This is a genomic window from Apibacter sp. ESL0404 (assembly GCF_019469245.1).
In the GTDB taxonomy this organism is placed as follows: domain Bacteria; phylum Bacteroidota; class Bacteroidia; order Flavobacteriales; family Weeksellaceae; genus Apibacter.
On sequence record NZ_CP048267.1, the window covers coordinates 1,571,198 to 1,587,309 of the forward strand.

General features: G+C 30.9%; 12 protein-coding genes. 4 read left to right on the top strand and 8 right to left on the bottom strand.

Features of this window, described 5'->3' with window-relative positions; translation table 11 throughout:
* Window positions 1-67: 67 nt before the first annotated feature.
* The 4 genes from GYM72_RS06600 to GYM72_RS06615 all read left to right on the top strand — a co-directional run bounded on the left by GYM72_RS06600 (window position 68) and on the right by GYM72_RS06615 (window position 5,516).
* Entirely contained in the window at window positions 68-1,120 is a 1,053-nt protein-coding gene (locus GYM72_RS06600; RefSeq protein WP_220263858.1) for a lactonase family protein, read from the top strand.
* Between the two features lie 117 nt (window positions 1,121-1,237).
* Window positions 1,238-2,530 carry a phosphopyruvate hydratase gene (gene eno, locus GYM72_RS06605; protein WP_160564093.1) on the top strand — a complete coding sequence of 431 codons (1,293 nt, stop codon included), beginning with the start codon at window positions 1,238-1,240 and terminating at the stop codon, window positions 2,528-2,530.
* Window positions 2,531-2,864: 334 nt separating this feature from the next.
* Window positions 2,865-4,148, top strand: coding sequence for a citrate synthase (locus GYM72_RS06610; protein ID WP_220263859.1), 1,284 nt, complete (start codon window positions 2,865-2,867; stop codon window positions 4,146-4,148).
* Between the two features lie 99 nt (window positions 4,149-4,247).
* Window positions 4,248-5,516, top strand: a complete 1,269-nt coding sequence (locus tag GYM72_RS06615; protein WP_220263860.1) for a DUF2851 family protein — start codon at window positions 4,248-4,250, stop codon at window positions 5,514-5,516.
* 120 nt (window positions 5,517-5,636) lie between these two features.
* On the opposite strand, the gene GYM72_RS06620 is transcribed toward GYM72_RS06615, so the two are convergent.
* The 8 genes from GYM72_RS06620 to topA all read right to left on the bottom strand — a co-directional run bounded on the left by GYM72_RS06620 (window position 5,637) and on the right by topA (window position 15,677).
* Window positions 5,637-6,305, bottom strand: coding sequence for a rhomboid family intramembrane serine protease (locus GYM72_RS06620; protein ID WP_220263861.1), 669 nt, complete (start codon window positions 6,303-6,305; stop codon window positions 5,637-5,639).
* A gap of 1 nt (window position 6,306) precedes the next feature.
* A complete protein-coding gene (locus tag GYM72_RS06625; RefSeq protein WP_220263862.1) occupies window positions 6,307-7,350 on the bottom strand; it encodes an FAD-binding oxidoreductase in 1,044 nt (347 codons plus the stop codon).
* Between the two features lie 103 nt (window positions 7,351-7,453).
* On the bottom strand, window positions 7,454-8,389 hold the full coding sequence (gldN, locus tag GYM72_RS06630; protein WP_220263863.1) for a gliding motility protein GldN: 936 nt from the start codon (window positions 8,387-8,389) through the stop codon (window positions 7,454-7,456).
* Between the two features lie 28 nt (window positions 8,390-8,417).
* Window positions 8,418-9,944: a gliding motility protein GldM gene (gene gldM / locus GYM72_RS06635; protein ID WP_220263864.1), complete on the bottom strand. Its 1,527-nt coding sequence runs from the start codon at window positions 9,942-9,944 to the stop codon at window positions 8,418-8,420.
* A gap of 32 nt (window positions 9,945-9,976) precedes the next feature.
* A complete protein-coding gene (gene gldL / locus GYM72_RS06640) occupies window positions 9,977-10,660 on the bottom strand; it encodes a gliding motility protein GldL (protein ID WP_160557176.1) in 684 nt (227 codons plus the stop codon).
* A gap of 53 nt (window positions 10,661-10,713) precedes the next feature.
* Window positions 10,714-12,126, bottom strand: a complete 1,413-nt coding sequence (gene gldK / locus GYM72_RS06645; protein ID WP_160557175.1) for a gliding motility lipoprotein GldK — start codon at window positions 12,124-12,126, stop codon at window positions 10,714-10,716.
* A 107-nt stretch (window positions 12,127-12,233) separates the two neighbouring features.
* Window positions 12,234-13,352 carry a hypothetical protein gene (locus GYM72_RS06650; RefSeq protein ID WP_220263865.1) on the bottom strand — a complete coding sequence of 373 codons (1,119 nt, stop codon included), beginning with the start codon at window positions 13,350-13,352 and terminating at the stop codon, window positions 12,234-12,236.
* Entirely contained in the window at window positions 13,353-15,677 is a 2,325-nt protein-coding gene (gene topA / locus GYM72_RS06655) for a type I DNA topoisomerase (protein WP_220263866.1), read from the bottom strand.
* Between the last annotated feature and the right edge of the window lie 435 nt (window positions 15,678-16,112).

Below are 16,112 nucleotides of genomic sequence, written 5' to 3' on the forward strand. Positions count from 1 at the left end.
ATAAAAATAATTTTATATAAATATTTTTTAATAATTTTAAATAATTATTTTAATACTAAAAAACAAAATGAAATTTTATTTAGTTATAGGTACTTATACTGATGGAGAAAGCAACGGTATCTATATATATGATTTTGATTCAGAAACCGGAAGTACTACATTTATTGATAATGTTTCAGTTAATAATCCATCCTATTTGGTTATAAACCATAAAAAAAATCATATATATTCAGTTAGTGAAAATGATGATAAAGAAAGTTCCATAGTAAATTCCTTTTTATTTGATAAAGCTTACGGAAAAATTTCCTTTCAAAACTCACAGGCAGCCTATGGCGCTGCACCTTGTTATATTACTATTGAATATCAAGATAAATACATAGTTACGGCTAATTATATAGGAGGAAGTATTTCTGTTTTTAAAACTGAACCTGACGGAAGTTTAAGTCCCATGATTCAACAGGTTAATTTTTCGGGGAGCAGCATACACGATGTACGGCAAAATCAATCGCATCTTCATTGCGTGGTGTTCTCTCCCGATTATAAATATCTTTTTGCTACGGATTTAGGAAGTGATAGAATTTATAAGTTCAATGTAAATTATTCTACTGAAAAGAATTTTCTTACGTTTTTTGATCCGGCTTATATAAATGTTGCACCCGGTTCAGGTCCTCGACACCTCGTATTTCATCAAAATAAAAAATTTGCTTATCTAATTAATGAATTGGGTGGAACTGTAGTTGTTTTTAAATATGAGGATGGAAATTTAGAAGAAATTCAGACGACTGTTTCCGATGAATACAAGGCCGAAGGAAGTGCAGATATTCATATACATCCTAATGGCAAGTTTTTATATTCTTCCAACAGATTAAAAAAGGATGGAATATCAATTTTCAGTATCGATCAGAATACAGGTAAATTAACTCCCATTGATTATGAAAGAACTAACATTAATCCCAGAAATTTCGTTATATCTCCTAATGGTAAATTTTTGATAGTAGCTAATCAAGATAGTGATACCATTCAAATATTTTCCATTGATCAAAATACAGGATTTTTACAAGACACCAATCAAAATATAAAAATTGATATGCCGGTCTGTTTAAAATTTATTTCTCCATAAATAATTTTATATTTTATAGCATCAACAATACAATAAAAAATAAACTTTTCATATCCTCTATATATTAATAAATGAGTATTTTTGTATAAAATTTTAACAAACAAATTTTATAATATTATGAGTCTAATAGCACAAATTCATGCAAGACAAATCTTGGATTCCAGAGGAAATCCAACAGTTGAAGTTGATGTAATCACCGAATACGGTACTTTGGGTAGAGCAGCTGTTCCATCTGGAGCATCAACCGGTGAATATGAAGCTGTTGAATTAAGAGATGGAGGAAAAGAATATTTAGGTAAAGGAGTTTTAAAAGCTGTTGAAAATGTAAATGATGTTATTGCACCTGAATTAGTTGGAGTTGATGTCTTTGAACAAGCTTTAATAGATAAAACAATGATTGACCTGGATGGTACACCTAATAAAGGTAAATTAGGTGCTAATGCTATTTTAGGCGTATCTTTAGCTGTTGCTCAAGCTGCTGCTAAAGAATTAGGATTACCATTATATCGATACGTTGGAGGTGTAAACGGTAAAGTTCTACCTGTTCCAATGATGAATATTATCAACGCAGGTGCGCATTCTGATGCTCCTATTGCGTTTCAGGAATTTATGATTATGCCGGTTGCTGCAGATTGTTATTCTACTGCTATTCGTATGGGAACTGAAATTTTCCATTCTCTTAAAAAAGTTTTACATGACAGAGGTTTAAGTACTGCTGTAGGGGATGAAGGAGGTTTTGCTCCTAACTTTAAAAATATTGAAGATGCATTAGATACCATTTTAGATGCTACCAAAAAAGCAGGATACACTCCGGGTCAAGATGTTATGCTAGCTCTAGATTGTGCTTCATCTGAATTCTTCAAAGACAATAAATATGATTATTCTATTTTTGAAGGTCAAGGAGGTAAAGTAAGAACCAGTGAAGAGCAGGCTTCTTATTTAGCTGAATTAACTGAAAAATATCCAATTATTTCAATTGAAGACGGTATGGATCAAAACGATTGGGAAGGTTGGAAAATACTTACTGATAAAATCGGTAAAAGAGTTCAATTAGTAGGTGATGATTTATTTGTTACCAATGTTAAAAGACTTGAAGACGGTATTAAACAAGGAGTGGGTAACTCAATCTTAATTAAAGTTAATCAAATCGGAACTCTTACTGAAACTATTGATGCTGTACAAATGGCTCAAAATGCCGGATATACTGCAGTAATGTCTCACCGTTCCGGTGAAACAGAAGATAATACGATTGCAGATCTTGCCGTTGCATTGAACTGTGGTCAAATTAAAACAGGTTCTGCTTCTAGATCTGATCGTATGGCTAAATACAACCAATTACTAAGAATTGAAGAAAACTTAGGAGAAGTTGCTGTTTATCCTCAATTCAAAGCTTTTAAAGTTAAAAGATAATTTATTTTATAAATAAAGATAAACGGAAAGATTAGTTAATTCTTTCCGTTTTTTTATTGCATAAATTCTCGACTAAATTATCTCCATTAAAAATTATTGACTTATATGGGAAGAATAAGAATTTTTTGGGATTTCCTCCCATATTTGATAAGTACACTTATCCATACTTCCAAAAAATTATAAAAATAGACGATATTTATTTTAACTTTTTCTTCTAATTTACTGTTTTTGAACGTTTTTTTTCAATATTTCTTTTATAATTTTTTTTCTACTAATTTTAATTTCATATATTCAAAGAATAAAACAACTAATAAAATAAGAAAGAAAATAAAATATGTCAGACACAGTAAAATTATCCTATGAAGGCAAAGAATATGAATATCCCATTGTTGAGAGTGTTATTGGCGACAGAGGCATAAATATATCCAAATTACGAGATGAAACCGGACTAATTACTTTAGATGTCGGCTTCAAGAATACAGGTTCAACTAAGAGTAAAATTACATATCTTGATGGAGATTTAGGTCAATTATATTATCGAGGATATCCCATTGAACAAATTGCTAAAAAATCAACCTTCACCGAGGTTATGTATTTATTGTTAGAAGGGGAACTACCTACTCTGGAACAATTAAACAGATTTGAGGCGGATATAAAAAAGAATAGTTTGGTAAGTGAAGAAATGAAACAAATTTTAAAAGCATTTCCTCGTTCTGCTCATCCAATGGGTGTTTTGTCTACCCTTACCAGTTCCTTAACAGCTTTCAATCCTCACGCTGTTAATGTTAAATCTGAAAGAGATCTATATAACGCATATACCTTATTATTGGGTAAATTTCCTGTTTTATGCGCTTGGACATACCGTTTAAAATTGGGGTTACCTTTGAACTATTCTAACAACAGACTGGATTATCCTCACAACTTTTATCAAATGATGTTCAGAATGCCGACTGAGGATCTAGAAATTGATGAAGTAGTTGTTGATGCCATCAACAAATTGCTTATACTTCATGCTGATCATGAACAAAATTGCTCTGCATCGACTGTCAGAATGGTAGGTTCAGCTCAGACCGGATTATTTGCCTCAATATCTGCAGGAGTTTCAGCCCTTTGGGGACCTTTACACGGAGGAGCAAATCAAGCAGTAATCGAAATGCTTGAAATGATTAAAAATGACGGAGGTGATCTTCAAAAATGGATCGATAAAGCAAAATCGAAAGATGATAGTTTCCGTCTTATGGGATTTGGACATCGGGTATACAGAAATTTTGATCCTAGAGCTAAGGTAATAAAAAAGGTGGCAGACGATGTATTCAATAGATTAGGTGTTGAAGATGAAACCCTTGAAATTGCTAAGAAATTAGAAGAGGTAGCTTTAAATGATCCTTATTTTATTGAGAAAAAGCTTTATCCTAATGTCGATTTTTATTCCGGAATTATCTACAGAGCTCTAGGCATTCCTACAGAAATGTTTACAATTATGTTTGCTTTAGGAAGATTGCCCGGGTGGATTGCTCAATGGAAAGAAATGAGAATGAATAATGAGCCTATTAACAGACCAAGACAAATATATATCGGTAGTCCTAAAAGAGTTTATATCGATATAGATAAAAGATAAAAATATCAATTCATTGTAGAAAAAGTTTTAGTAATTAACTAAAACTTTTTTTTATTTTCATTAAATTTATCTTATTAATTACCTGAATAAGACTAAATTATGAAAGAAAAGTTACTGCATTATATTTGGCAATTTAAAAAATTTAACACTTTAGATCTATATACTAATGATGGCAAAAAAGTTGAAATAATTCAAGCGGGAACTTATAATACGAATGAAGGACCGGATTTTATTTTTGCTAAGCTAAAAATAGATGATATTGAATGGAACGGTAATGTTGAAATTCATGTAAAATCATCGGATTGGTTTAAGCATAAACATGATCTCAATAATTATTACAAAAATATAATTCTTAACGTTGTATACGAAATTGATGATAATAACGATAGAATCCGAAATTTATCTTTTCCTGTTCTTGAATTGAAATCCTATATTTCCAATGAGATTTATAATAATTATGAATTTTTGGATCATCAAACATTCAAATTTATCCCTTGCGAAAATTTAATTGACAACTCATTAATTTGTGATATTTTTTCTTTCTCAGAAAATTTATACTTGGACAAATTAAAAAATAAATGTGAACGTATCTATGAAATTTTGAAAAGAAAAAAGAATGATTGGGAAGTCACCCTAACTACTGTTTTAGGGTACACATTAGGTCTCAAAATAAATGCTTATGCATTTGAATATATATTTTTATATTTAGATTATGGGATTATTAGAAAAATTTCTAAAAATCTATTTCAAACCGAATCTTTATTATTTGGAACAACTCATAAACTGGAAAATAGCGTTGATACGTATCCTCAAGATTTATATAAAGAATTTAAATTCTTGCAATCAAAATTTAACCTACCGGAAAAAATTACTGACGTAAAATACTTGAGATTAAGGCCTTCAAATTTTCCTACCATTAGATTATCCCAACTTGCAAACATTATCTCTACTTATCAAAATTTATTTTCTTATATCATAGGTATCAAATCTGTAAATCAGTATTATAGGCTATTAGATGATGTCAAAGCATCCGGCTATTGGAATGATCATTATGTTTTTGATAAAAAAACATCATCAACCTTTGAAAAAAAATTATCTAATTCACAAAAAGATTTGCTAATACTCAATGCATTTCTTCCCATAAAATATGCTTATTCTTTAAGTATCGGAAAACCTATGGAAGAAGAAATTTTTGAAATACTTTCTGAAGTTAAAGCTGAAAATAATTCGATTATAAAAAGTTATAATCAATTAGGTATTAAAATTAATTCTGCTTTAGACTCTCAAGCATTTCTATATTTATATAAAAATAAATGTTTAAAAAAACAATGTTTAAGCTGTAAAATAGGATATAAGATTTTAAAGTAAATAAGTAATTGTTTCTATGATTATTTTAACCAATTAAGTTATATCTTAAATTTTAATTATAATACAATCACTATTACTTAAAATAAAAATCATTTAAAAATTATAGTTGATTAAAAGTGCTTATTCTTTGCGTTTATTAACAATTAAGTAAATTAAATATGCGATAGGAATTAGCATTAATAATAAATAAATGGGTCTAAAATTAGTAAAAGGATAATAGGGATATTCACTAACAAATAAGAGTCCACAAAGAATACCAAAAAGAGCTCCTCCTATATGAGCATCATGTCCAATATTACCCAATTGAGTCTTCATCCCATATAAAGAATAGGTTAAATAAACAACACCAAAAATCCATCCCGGAATAGAAAATGGTAAAGGAAAAATTCCTATTGAAATTTCTGAATTTATAATAATTGTAGCAAATAAGATCCCGGATACACCGCCTGAAGCTCCTATTGCACTATATTGTGGATTATTTTTATGCATCCATAATGCCAATAAATTACCGCTAATAATGGATCCAAAGTAAGTTATAAGAAAAAACAGATTTCCATAATTTAGTAAAAAGACTGAAAAAAAATAAAAGGTATACATATTGAAAAACAAATGAGCGATATCTCCGTGTAAAAATGCTGAAGTAATCATCCTTTCCCATTGTTTTCCTTTTAAAATAGCATCGATGTTAAACTTATAACGGTTAAAAAAATTCTGATCATTAAACCCTTTAAAACTAAGTATACTGGTAATAATAATAATACCTATTACAATAATATTTGAATTTTCCATTTTATAAATTAAATCTATTAATATTTACTTCTGACATTAATTCTTTTCCATTTTCCATATAATCAAATAACTCTTTTGCCATAATAGGGGCTAACATAACTCCCCTACTGCCCAAACCATTAAATATAAACATATTTTTATGTTCAGAATGCTCTCCTAATAAAGGTCGACGATCAACAACTGTAGGTCGTATTCCTGCAAATTTTTTGATAATTTTATAATCAATAGTTAAAAATTTATTCAAATTATTAATTAATTCACTCTGTCCTTCTTCAGATATTTCATCATTTACTTCACGATAATGATAAGTAGCTCCTATATAATAATAGTCCTTTTCCATAGGCATAATAAAAACCTTAGCTTTTACGATATCAGTAAGGCCTAATCCATCGGCATGAATTACCATGGTTTCGCCTTTGACGCCTTCCATAGGAAGATAGCTAAAAAAAGGGTTATACTTCAAAGCATAACCATCACAAAATACAACTTTTTTAGCTTTAATTCCTTTATATTCATAATTATTTATCTCTTTATTTAATTGATTAAAATCAAATATATCGTCAATTATCCTATTTTCATTAACTAAAAATTTTCTAAATTCCCTTAAAAGTTCTCTAACAAATATCTTCCCTGCCTTATAAACTCTTCCCATTCCAAATTTTGCTATAATATTTGGATTAATCGAATCATAAATTTCAGGATCTAAAAATGGTTTTAAATTTTCATTCTTTACAGACTTTTTTTTCCAAGTTTTAACTTCGTCCTCATTTGCAAAAATTCTGTATAAATTTGAATTATAAACTAGTTTTACCTGTAATAAATCTTCAAATTCTGTAAATTCCTTACGTAATTTATCAATTTCAATTTCTGCATTCCAAACGGGAGTAAATCGTTTTAATACCACGGGATTATACATTCCCGATGAAACAAATGAAGCCGAGTTGGAAACTATATCTATTATTTTAAATGATTTGTTTTTTTTATATAATTTATGAGCCAAACAGGAACCTGCCAATCCTTGACCTATAATAAGATAATCTAGCATACTTTTATATTATCGGAAGTAGTATTTTTTTGTAAAGTTAAAAAAAAAAGTCCTGAATCAATCTTTTATGATTCAGGACTGTATTTGATTAAAATTCATTTAATTAATAATTCCACATATTGTTTTCTTTCTGTAGAATTTCATTTTTAATTCTATTACTTTCTTCAAGCTGAGATTTAGCATCTCCGGGTATATAATTTGTTATCAACCCATCGCCATATTCAGATTGCGATTTATAAATAATGGAACTGAATCGTCTTGCGTTAAGCACATCATCATAGGTAATTGATGAAGATCCATTTTTGGGATTATAAACTGTACAACTGGATAAAACTTCTCTGGCTCCCGGATAAAATATCCAAAATAAGTCGATCAACTCTTCATCTCCTTGATATCCAAGCATAGCAGCTTCTGAAAGCCCCATGACTTGAGGATCCGGTCCCATAGGTGCAATTCCCAACAAACGATATTTCATTTGACCTAATCGTTTATCTATATACCACATTCCTTTAATCTTAATTAATTTCACGCTACGTGTATCCGTTTTAAAATGATCCACTCCTTCAATCAAATCTTGAGCAGTAATTTCTTCTCCGGAAGCTCTTTTATCTTGAAGCCATTCGGATTCTCTTATTGCTTGGATTTTATTTTGAAGATTTTCGGGTGAAATCCTTGAAGTAAAGTTATCATCATCATATACTTCAGTTATATTTCCTGAATCAATACCCTTAAAAAGAGCATCGTATAGGGAGATATAAGTAGCTGAAACATCCTCATAAGAATAGTAATAAGGTTGATTTAATTTTTCATTTAAATCTATAATCTCCCATACTACTTTAGACCATAAAATATCTTTATCTTCAATATACCCATAAGGTAAGACAGTCGGAGCAGTTGAAATTGTATCTATTCCATTTACAATATCATACCTCTCTTCTCTCATTTCTCTTAATTCAACAGGTGACTTAGCATTTAAGATATTTTGTGCAAATGCTCCTGAACTTATTAAGACTGTTAAGCTAAGTAATAAAGATTTCATGTTAAAAATAGTATTATTAATTTCTTTTTTATTGAACATTTATAAGAATAGGTGAAATACTTTGTTGAGATATTCCGGATGCTGTAGCAGAAATATCAAATATTAATACTTGATCACCTGATTTTAATCCTTTTAAATAATCTGCAGCCGGTCTTAGCGAATTTCCGGAATAAGGTCTTGCTGCAGCTCCCGGTCTCTTCAATTTAAATCCGGTAACATTAAAGGTAACAGGGAATTCAAAATCCGGTATAGCTGCTGATACTGTTTGATTAGATACGGAGCTAGGCGGCATACTTACTACATTCGCACCTCGTATGGTACCTTGCGCTTTAGGTACATTCTTAATTCTAAATGCAACAGTTGTAGAAACAGTTTTTCCAGAGGAAGTTTTTCCTGAAATGGTAAAGTTGGTAGTTGTTCCTGAACCAGCTTTATATATCCAACCTTTTCCTGATCTTGAAAGACTACCGTTTGAAGTACTCATACTGATAGTAGATGCATCAACTCCGGTAACCGATCCGCTCATAGGGTTATCTACCCCTCTATAAACAACATTCATCTTATCTGCTACTACAGTTCCTCCGGTTGGTAAATCCTTAACAACATCTTGTACAACTTCGTATGTTTCGTCGAACGACTCTGTTTTAACACCATTTGCTGTTTGGTATGATATATTACCTGATAAACGTTGTTTTCCTACTCCGGAAGCAACCATATTAACTATAGCTTTCCCTCCAGATAAAGGAATATTCCGTCCGTTCAGAGTTATAGATCCTTTTAATGTGTTATCGTACGCACCGAAACCAATTGTAACATTAAATTTCTCTCCTGCTCTAACAAATTTAGGTGCAGAAACGATTGGAACAAAGGCTTTCAATTCGATTTCATCTTGCAGTTTGTTAGCTAATAAATCTCTAACTCTATTCCCTTCTTCAGTTCTAATATTTGATTGTAATCTTGTTAAGTTAGTTAGAGCTGAAATCATAGGTTGATCATAAAATTGATTAACAATCCACGGTTTATTTTGTTTATCTGTAAAATCAAATAATTGATCAATCCTTTTCTTTGCATTCTCATTCGCTCCTTGCAAAATAAATTGGGTAAATGTTTTAACCTTTGCAATCATATCTTGCACATCTTTTGTAGCTGTGTTATCATTTGCAAAGAACACTTTATTAACTACATCTGTATTTTGAAGTGAGTTGTAATTTGTTTCTTCACCTGCTGAAGGAGGAGTATATTCTGCAGCTGTCGCTAAACGATTTTTTACTTCTTCAATCGCATCTACAGCTGTCTGTGCTTGTCTTTTAACTTCATCTGATTTTTTTGCTATCTCTACATACCCTTCATTTCCATCGGCTTTTTTAGCATCGATTTGATCATAAAAGGTTTTATTATTTTCATCCGTTAATTTTGTGGATAATTGTAAAGATTCATTTATACCTTCGAAAGAACGTAAAACCTCTCTGTCTACATTCATTGCCAACATAGCAATAAACACTAAATACATTAGGTTTATCATCTTCTGGCGTGGTGTCTGTTTTCCTGCTGCCATTTTTACTTATTTAATTTTTGAATTTAAAATTATTAAGCTTTCATGGCATTAAGCATACCACCATATACCTTATTTAAGTTGTTTAGATTTGCTGTTAATTCAGCCAATTGTTTTTGGAATGTATGTGAATACTCTCCTGCTTTAGATAAGTCATCCACAAATTTTTGATTTGCTTCTGAATATTTTTTACCATTGTCTAATTGCAATTGGTATAAAGCATTTAAATTTTCTAAATGAGAGGAAGCTATACTTAATTGATTTTTATATTTTTCTGTAACAGAACTAGCTTCTACGGTTTTGTTAATTCCTTCAACTGCTTGTCCAAAGTTTTCTATACCACCTCGTAATCTTTCCAATAATCCTGCATCTAATTTAGCTTGAGAAAGCATTTGGTCTAATTTAGTTGACAAAGATATTTCAGCTTCTTGTATGGATGAGTCCTGTATTTGAGATTTTGATTTTCTCTGTGCTGATGAACTGTCTAATAATTCCGGATATGCTTTTTCCCATTCATATTCAGCAGGAGGTGGATCAAACGCAAATACCACAAATATAAAAGCTTCAACAATTAAACCTATTGCTAATATGGTACTACCGGTTATAGGACCTAATCCCCAGTGATTAATTTTAAATAAAGCACCAATGATAACTACTGCTGCACCTAAAGAGTACACCATATTTAACACTTTATCCTTTGATTTCGTTTGATTTGCCATTTTTCTAAATTTTCTAAATTATTATCTATGTATTATTTAATTATCAGTACTAATTATCTTACCGGAGCATGTTTTTTAACAGCCGGATATTTACCCTTAGACCCTTCCGGTATGGTTTGAACACGTCTAAAACCAATAAAACTTCTGGCTGAATCTTTATGTTCCCAATCTCTTTCACTCACCATAAGCATGTAACCTATGTCTTTCCATGATCCTCCTTTTATAACTTTTCGAGGGTCTTCAATTCTATTTCCTAAATAAGGATTTAAAGTGGATGATATTATATAAGAACTATTATTATATGCGGAAACTGTCCATTCAGAAACATTCCCTGCCATATCATATAATCCAAATCCATTTTTATGAAAAGATTTTACAGGAGCTGTGTATAAATAACCATTTTGATTTTCCATATAATCCCCTCTTTTAGGTTTAAAATTAGCTAAATAGCAACCTCTATCATCTATTAGATAAGGTCCACCCCATGGATAAGGGGCATTTTCTAAACCTCCTCGTGCAGCATATTCCCATTCAACTTCTGAAGGTAATCTATACGGAAATATTTTATCTATTTTTCTTTTTCTGCTTTGGTTATAATCGTTTTTGGATTTTGTGCTATAAGCACAAAAAGCCCTTGCTTGATCCCATGTTACACCCACCACAGGATATTTAGAATAAGCTTTATGCCAAAAATACTGTTCAAATAAGGGCTCATTAAAAGAGTAATTAAAATCTCTTAGCCACACTGTCGTATCCGGATAAATAGCTATTTCTTCTCTTCTAAGAAAATCTTTACCTCTACCCTTATTTTTAACTGCCTCCAGTTGATCAATCCATGTAAATTGGTAAATTAATTTTCTAGCATCTATGACTCTTTCATTGTTAAATCTTTCTTCAGGCGGGTAATATAATGATTCTAATACTTCTGCATAAGCAACATCAGGGTATCTGGAAGTATTCCATTCTAAAGGAACCGACCAATCTAACTTTTTAGATTCGTCATATCCTTCTCTACCTCCCTGTTCTTCCAACATTTGCTGATATGCAGTCTGTTCTTTTTCTGATTTTTTGTTTAAATAAGAATATCTTCCTATTCCTTCACCTCCTTCTTCACCTCCTCTTTCTGCTAATAGGGAACGAACAATGGAATCTTTCACATAGTTTACAAATACTCTATATTCAGCATTAGTTACTTCTGTATCATCCATATAAAATGCTGATACGGTAACAGTAGTTAAAGGGGCTTTTGTGTTTGTGCCGGTGAAATCCATGTCAGATTGCCCTAAAATAAAAGCTCCACCTGGAATAGGAACCATTCCATACGGTTTTTTGTTATTCCATTGCTGACTCTTTTGCGTAACTACAATCTCTCCTTGTGATCCCGGTTTTCCTGCTCTTCCTTTTTTGGATGAATTACAAGAAATAATTGTTGACGTTGCCAATAAGAGTAATAATACTTTTCTCATTATAACCAAAGTTTCTTTTAAAAATTGTAAAACTACTATTTTTTTATTTTATTTAAAAATTTTTTTATTCTTCTATTAAAATCAGCGCTAATTTTATCTGTGACTGTTTATAAAAACTTTTTGAAAGTTTTCCAATATCGCTCGGGAACATTTCCTTCTAAAGCTTCTTTGTAATCATTTGATGAACAAGGAACTAAGAAAGCAGGACTTTCATTGTCCTCAAAATCGATAGCCAACCACCACCTATCGACATATTTATCTTTTAAAAAGACCAATTCTTTATCTTCATGTAAGACTGTATATTTTATGTATTCATCATTTTCATAATATTCTTGCTGATTTTTACCTTCTATTATATACCACAAAATTTGTGAAACTAATTTTTCATTCATTTTATTGTATGAGTATCCTAAAAAATTATAGATTCCTATTATTTTTACCTGTTTAGACAAACCTATATACCTTGATAAACCACAAATTTCACGATTGGTGAATCCGTTTACCGTACTTCCGGTTGAGAGAGTCCCGTCATAAGACTCTACAGAGTCCAAATTGATCCCTACAAAATCAGAGCTTCTGAATATAGGCTCTGAATCTTTTATATTCGTTGTTATATTCCCTAAACGTATGCCTTCAAAATCTAAGGTGTTAAATTTTTTTAATGTTGATTGAGGTACGTAGTAACTTTGATATCCTATATTGGTAAAATTGAAAAGTAAATTAAAATCTTCAACTATCATCTTGGAAAGATAATTTTTATCCGTTAGCTTTCCTTCTGTATTTCCAATTTCAATTTTCGTATCAACTGCGGTATAATTTAAAGGCTTTTTTAGTATAGAAAGTGCTTTATAGGCGGTATAATTCAGTCCCATATTTCCACCTAAGATTATGGGTTGTACCTTCATTTCCAATAATTCTTCCAAAACTTTTTTAAGTGCAAAATCTGTATCCTCCCATTCATTTCCAGGAATTATATCTCCCAAATCATACAACTTTAAATTCCAATCATTCCATACTAATTGATAGAATTCTTCACGGATCAACCTTAAATTGGAAAACTCTTTTTTATGGCCGGTACCTCTTAAATCGGGACAACCAATAATTACAACACTATTCTCTTCAAGTTTTTTATCCCAGTAAAATTGTATCTTGCTTCCTATTGAATCCGGTTGTGCATATATTAAGGATTCATCTACCGGATGCAAAAAATCTCGCAATGCTTCCACTTATTTCTTTTTTGATTTGGTTTTGGATTTAGGCTTGGTTTTATTACCTGATTCCGAGATTAATTTTTTGACATCTTCAAGAGTTAATTTATCGGCTTCCGTGTCTTTAGGGATTTTATAATTTTCTTTTCCTTGTTTAATATAAGGCCCCCATCTTCCATTTAAAATTTCAATAATTGGATCTTCTGATTCAAATGCTTTAATAAATTTATTTCTGTCTGCTTCCCTTTTCGCTTCTATTAATGCGATAGCTCTTTCTAAAGTAATGGTTGAAATTTCATCTCCTTCTTTAGGTTTCAAAGAAAAAAACTTGCTGTTATGTTTTACATAAGGACCAAATCTTCCCGTATTTACTTCAACTTTTTTATCTTCATAATCTCCTAAATACTTAGGCAATTCAAATAATTTAAGCGCTTCTTCTATAGTTATTGAATTTATGTGTTGCCCTTTCATTAAACCGGCGAATTTTGGCTTTTCTTCATCTTCGGTTTCACCCATCTGAATCATCGGACCGAATCTGCCTATGCGAGCATAAATATTTTTACCGCTTAGAGGATCTTGACCTAATAATCTTTCTCCTGTAGCTCTTTCTGCCGTTTCTTTTACTTCTTCTACATGGGGGTGAAAATCATCATAAAAACCGGTCAACATTTCTTTCCAGTTTTCATTTCCTCCGGCTATATTGTCAAAGTCTTCTTCAACCTTTGCTGTGAAGCCATAATCTAATATGGTTGGAAAATGTTCCGTTAAAAATTCATTTACGACTAATCCTATATCTGTCGGCATTAATTTTCTTCGATCCGCTCCATAATTTTCAATTTCAATACTTTCTTTTATAGTATCATCTTTTAAAAGAATCTTCTTAACCTCCCTTTGTTTGGGATCTAAATCTCTGATTTCCACATATTGTCTTTTTTGAATTGTAGAAATAGTAGGAGCATATGTGGAAGGACGCCCGATTCCTAATTCTTCTAATTTCCTTACTAAAGAGGCTTCATTATATCTAGCTGCCGGTCTACTGAATTTTTCTTCGCCGATAATTTGAGATAATTGTACTTCTTCTCCTTTTTCTACGACAGGTAAGAGTCCTTCATTATTGTCTTCATCGGCTGAATCTTCTTCTTTTTGAATTTGGTATACTTTTAAAAAACCATCAAAAACAATAACTTCTCCTTTTGTTACGAACTTCTCTTTTAATTCCGGATTTGATATATCGACAATTGTTCTTTCTAATTTAGCATCGGCCATTTGTGAGGCCAAAGTTCTTCTCCAAATTAAATGATATAGTTTCTTTTGTGAATCATCTGCCCCTGCTTCTTGTACGGATAAATTGGTTGGACGAATAGCTTCGTGAGCTTCTTGAGCCGACTTATTTTTTGTGGTATATTGTCGTGTATTTAAATATTCTTTTCCATATTGTCCAATAATTACATCTTTTGCAGAATTCAACGCTTCTTCTGATAAATTGACGCTATCGGTTCTCATGTAGGTAATGTACCCCGATTCGTAGAGTTGCTGAGCTAACATCATTGTTCTACTAACTGAAAATCCTAATTTGGCAGCTTCTTGTTGTAAAGTAGATGTAGTGAAAGGGGCTGATGGACTTCTTTTACTTGGACGAGTCTCAACATTGGATATAGTGAATGTTTTCCCTTGGGCTCTTTGTATAAAATCTAATGCCTTGGAATAGTCTTGAAAATCTGTATTTAATTTACTTTTTAATAAATTATGAGATTTATTGTAAAAATCTGCTTCAACTTTATACGTGGGAACCGGAATAAATTTTTCAATTTCCTTTTCTCTTTCACAGATCAAACGTACAGCCACAGATTGTACTCTTCCTGCAGATAATCCGGCTTTTATTTTAGACCAAAGAATAGGTGACATTTCAAATCCTACCAATCGGTCCAACACTCTTCGGGCCTGTTGTGCATTAACCAGATTAATATCTATATTTCTAGGGTTTTGAATGGCTTTTTGTATGGCATTTTTGGTTATTTCATGAAAAACAATTCTTTTAGTGTTTTCTGATTTAAGTTGTAATTCATTAAATAAATGCCAAGCAATGGCTTCTCCTTCACGATCTTCATCGGAAGCCAACCATACAGTATCTGCTTTTTTTGCTAATGATTTTAGTTTTTTAACGACTTCTTTTTTATCTGAGGAGACTTGATATATGGGCTCTAGAGTTTTCATATCTATACCCATATCTTTTTTTGCTAAATCAGTTATATGACCATAACTAGATTCAACTTCAAAGTCATTTCCTAAAAATTTTTTTATTGTTTTGGCCTTTGCGGGCGATTCAACAATTACCAAATTCATGCTAAGATTTTTTTGCGAAATTAGAAATTTTTTATCAATATAATAGTTCAACTTTGATTTTTTATTTTCTAATAAACAAATTTATCCAGATATAAATAATTAATACTCATAGCATTGTATTTTTCTTACAGTACCGTAACGGTAAAATTCATTTCCTTTATTTTATTTCATCTATTCAAGTTTGTTTAATGCTTTTTTTTGGGTAAATTTTATATTACTTGCACCTATTTTTAGATGGTATTTTTAAAGTAAAAATTAGTAGTGATAGATTCTAATATTGAAAAAATATAATTATGTTACATGTTATCTATTTTCAAAAATCAATTAGAATCATTACATCGATAAAATTGCATTTACAATTAAGATTAATAGAATAATTACGATATAAAAAAAACCTTTAAGTAATTAACTTAAAGGTATTTTGATTAATGATAT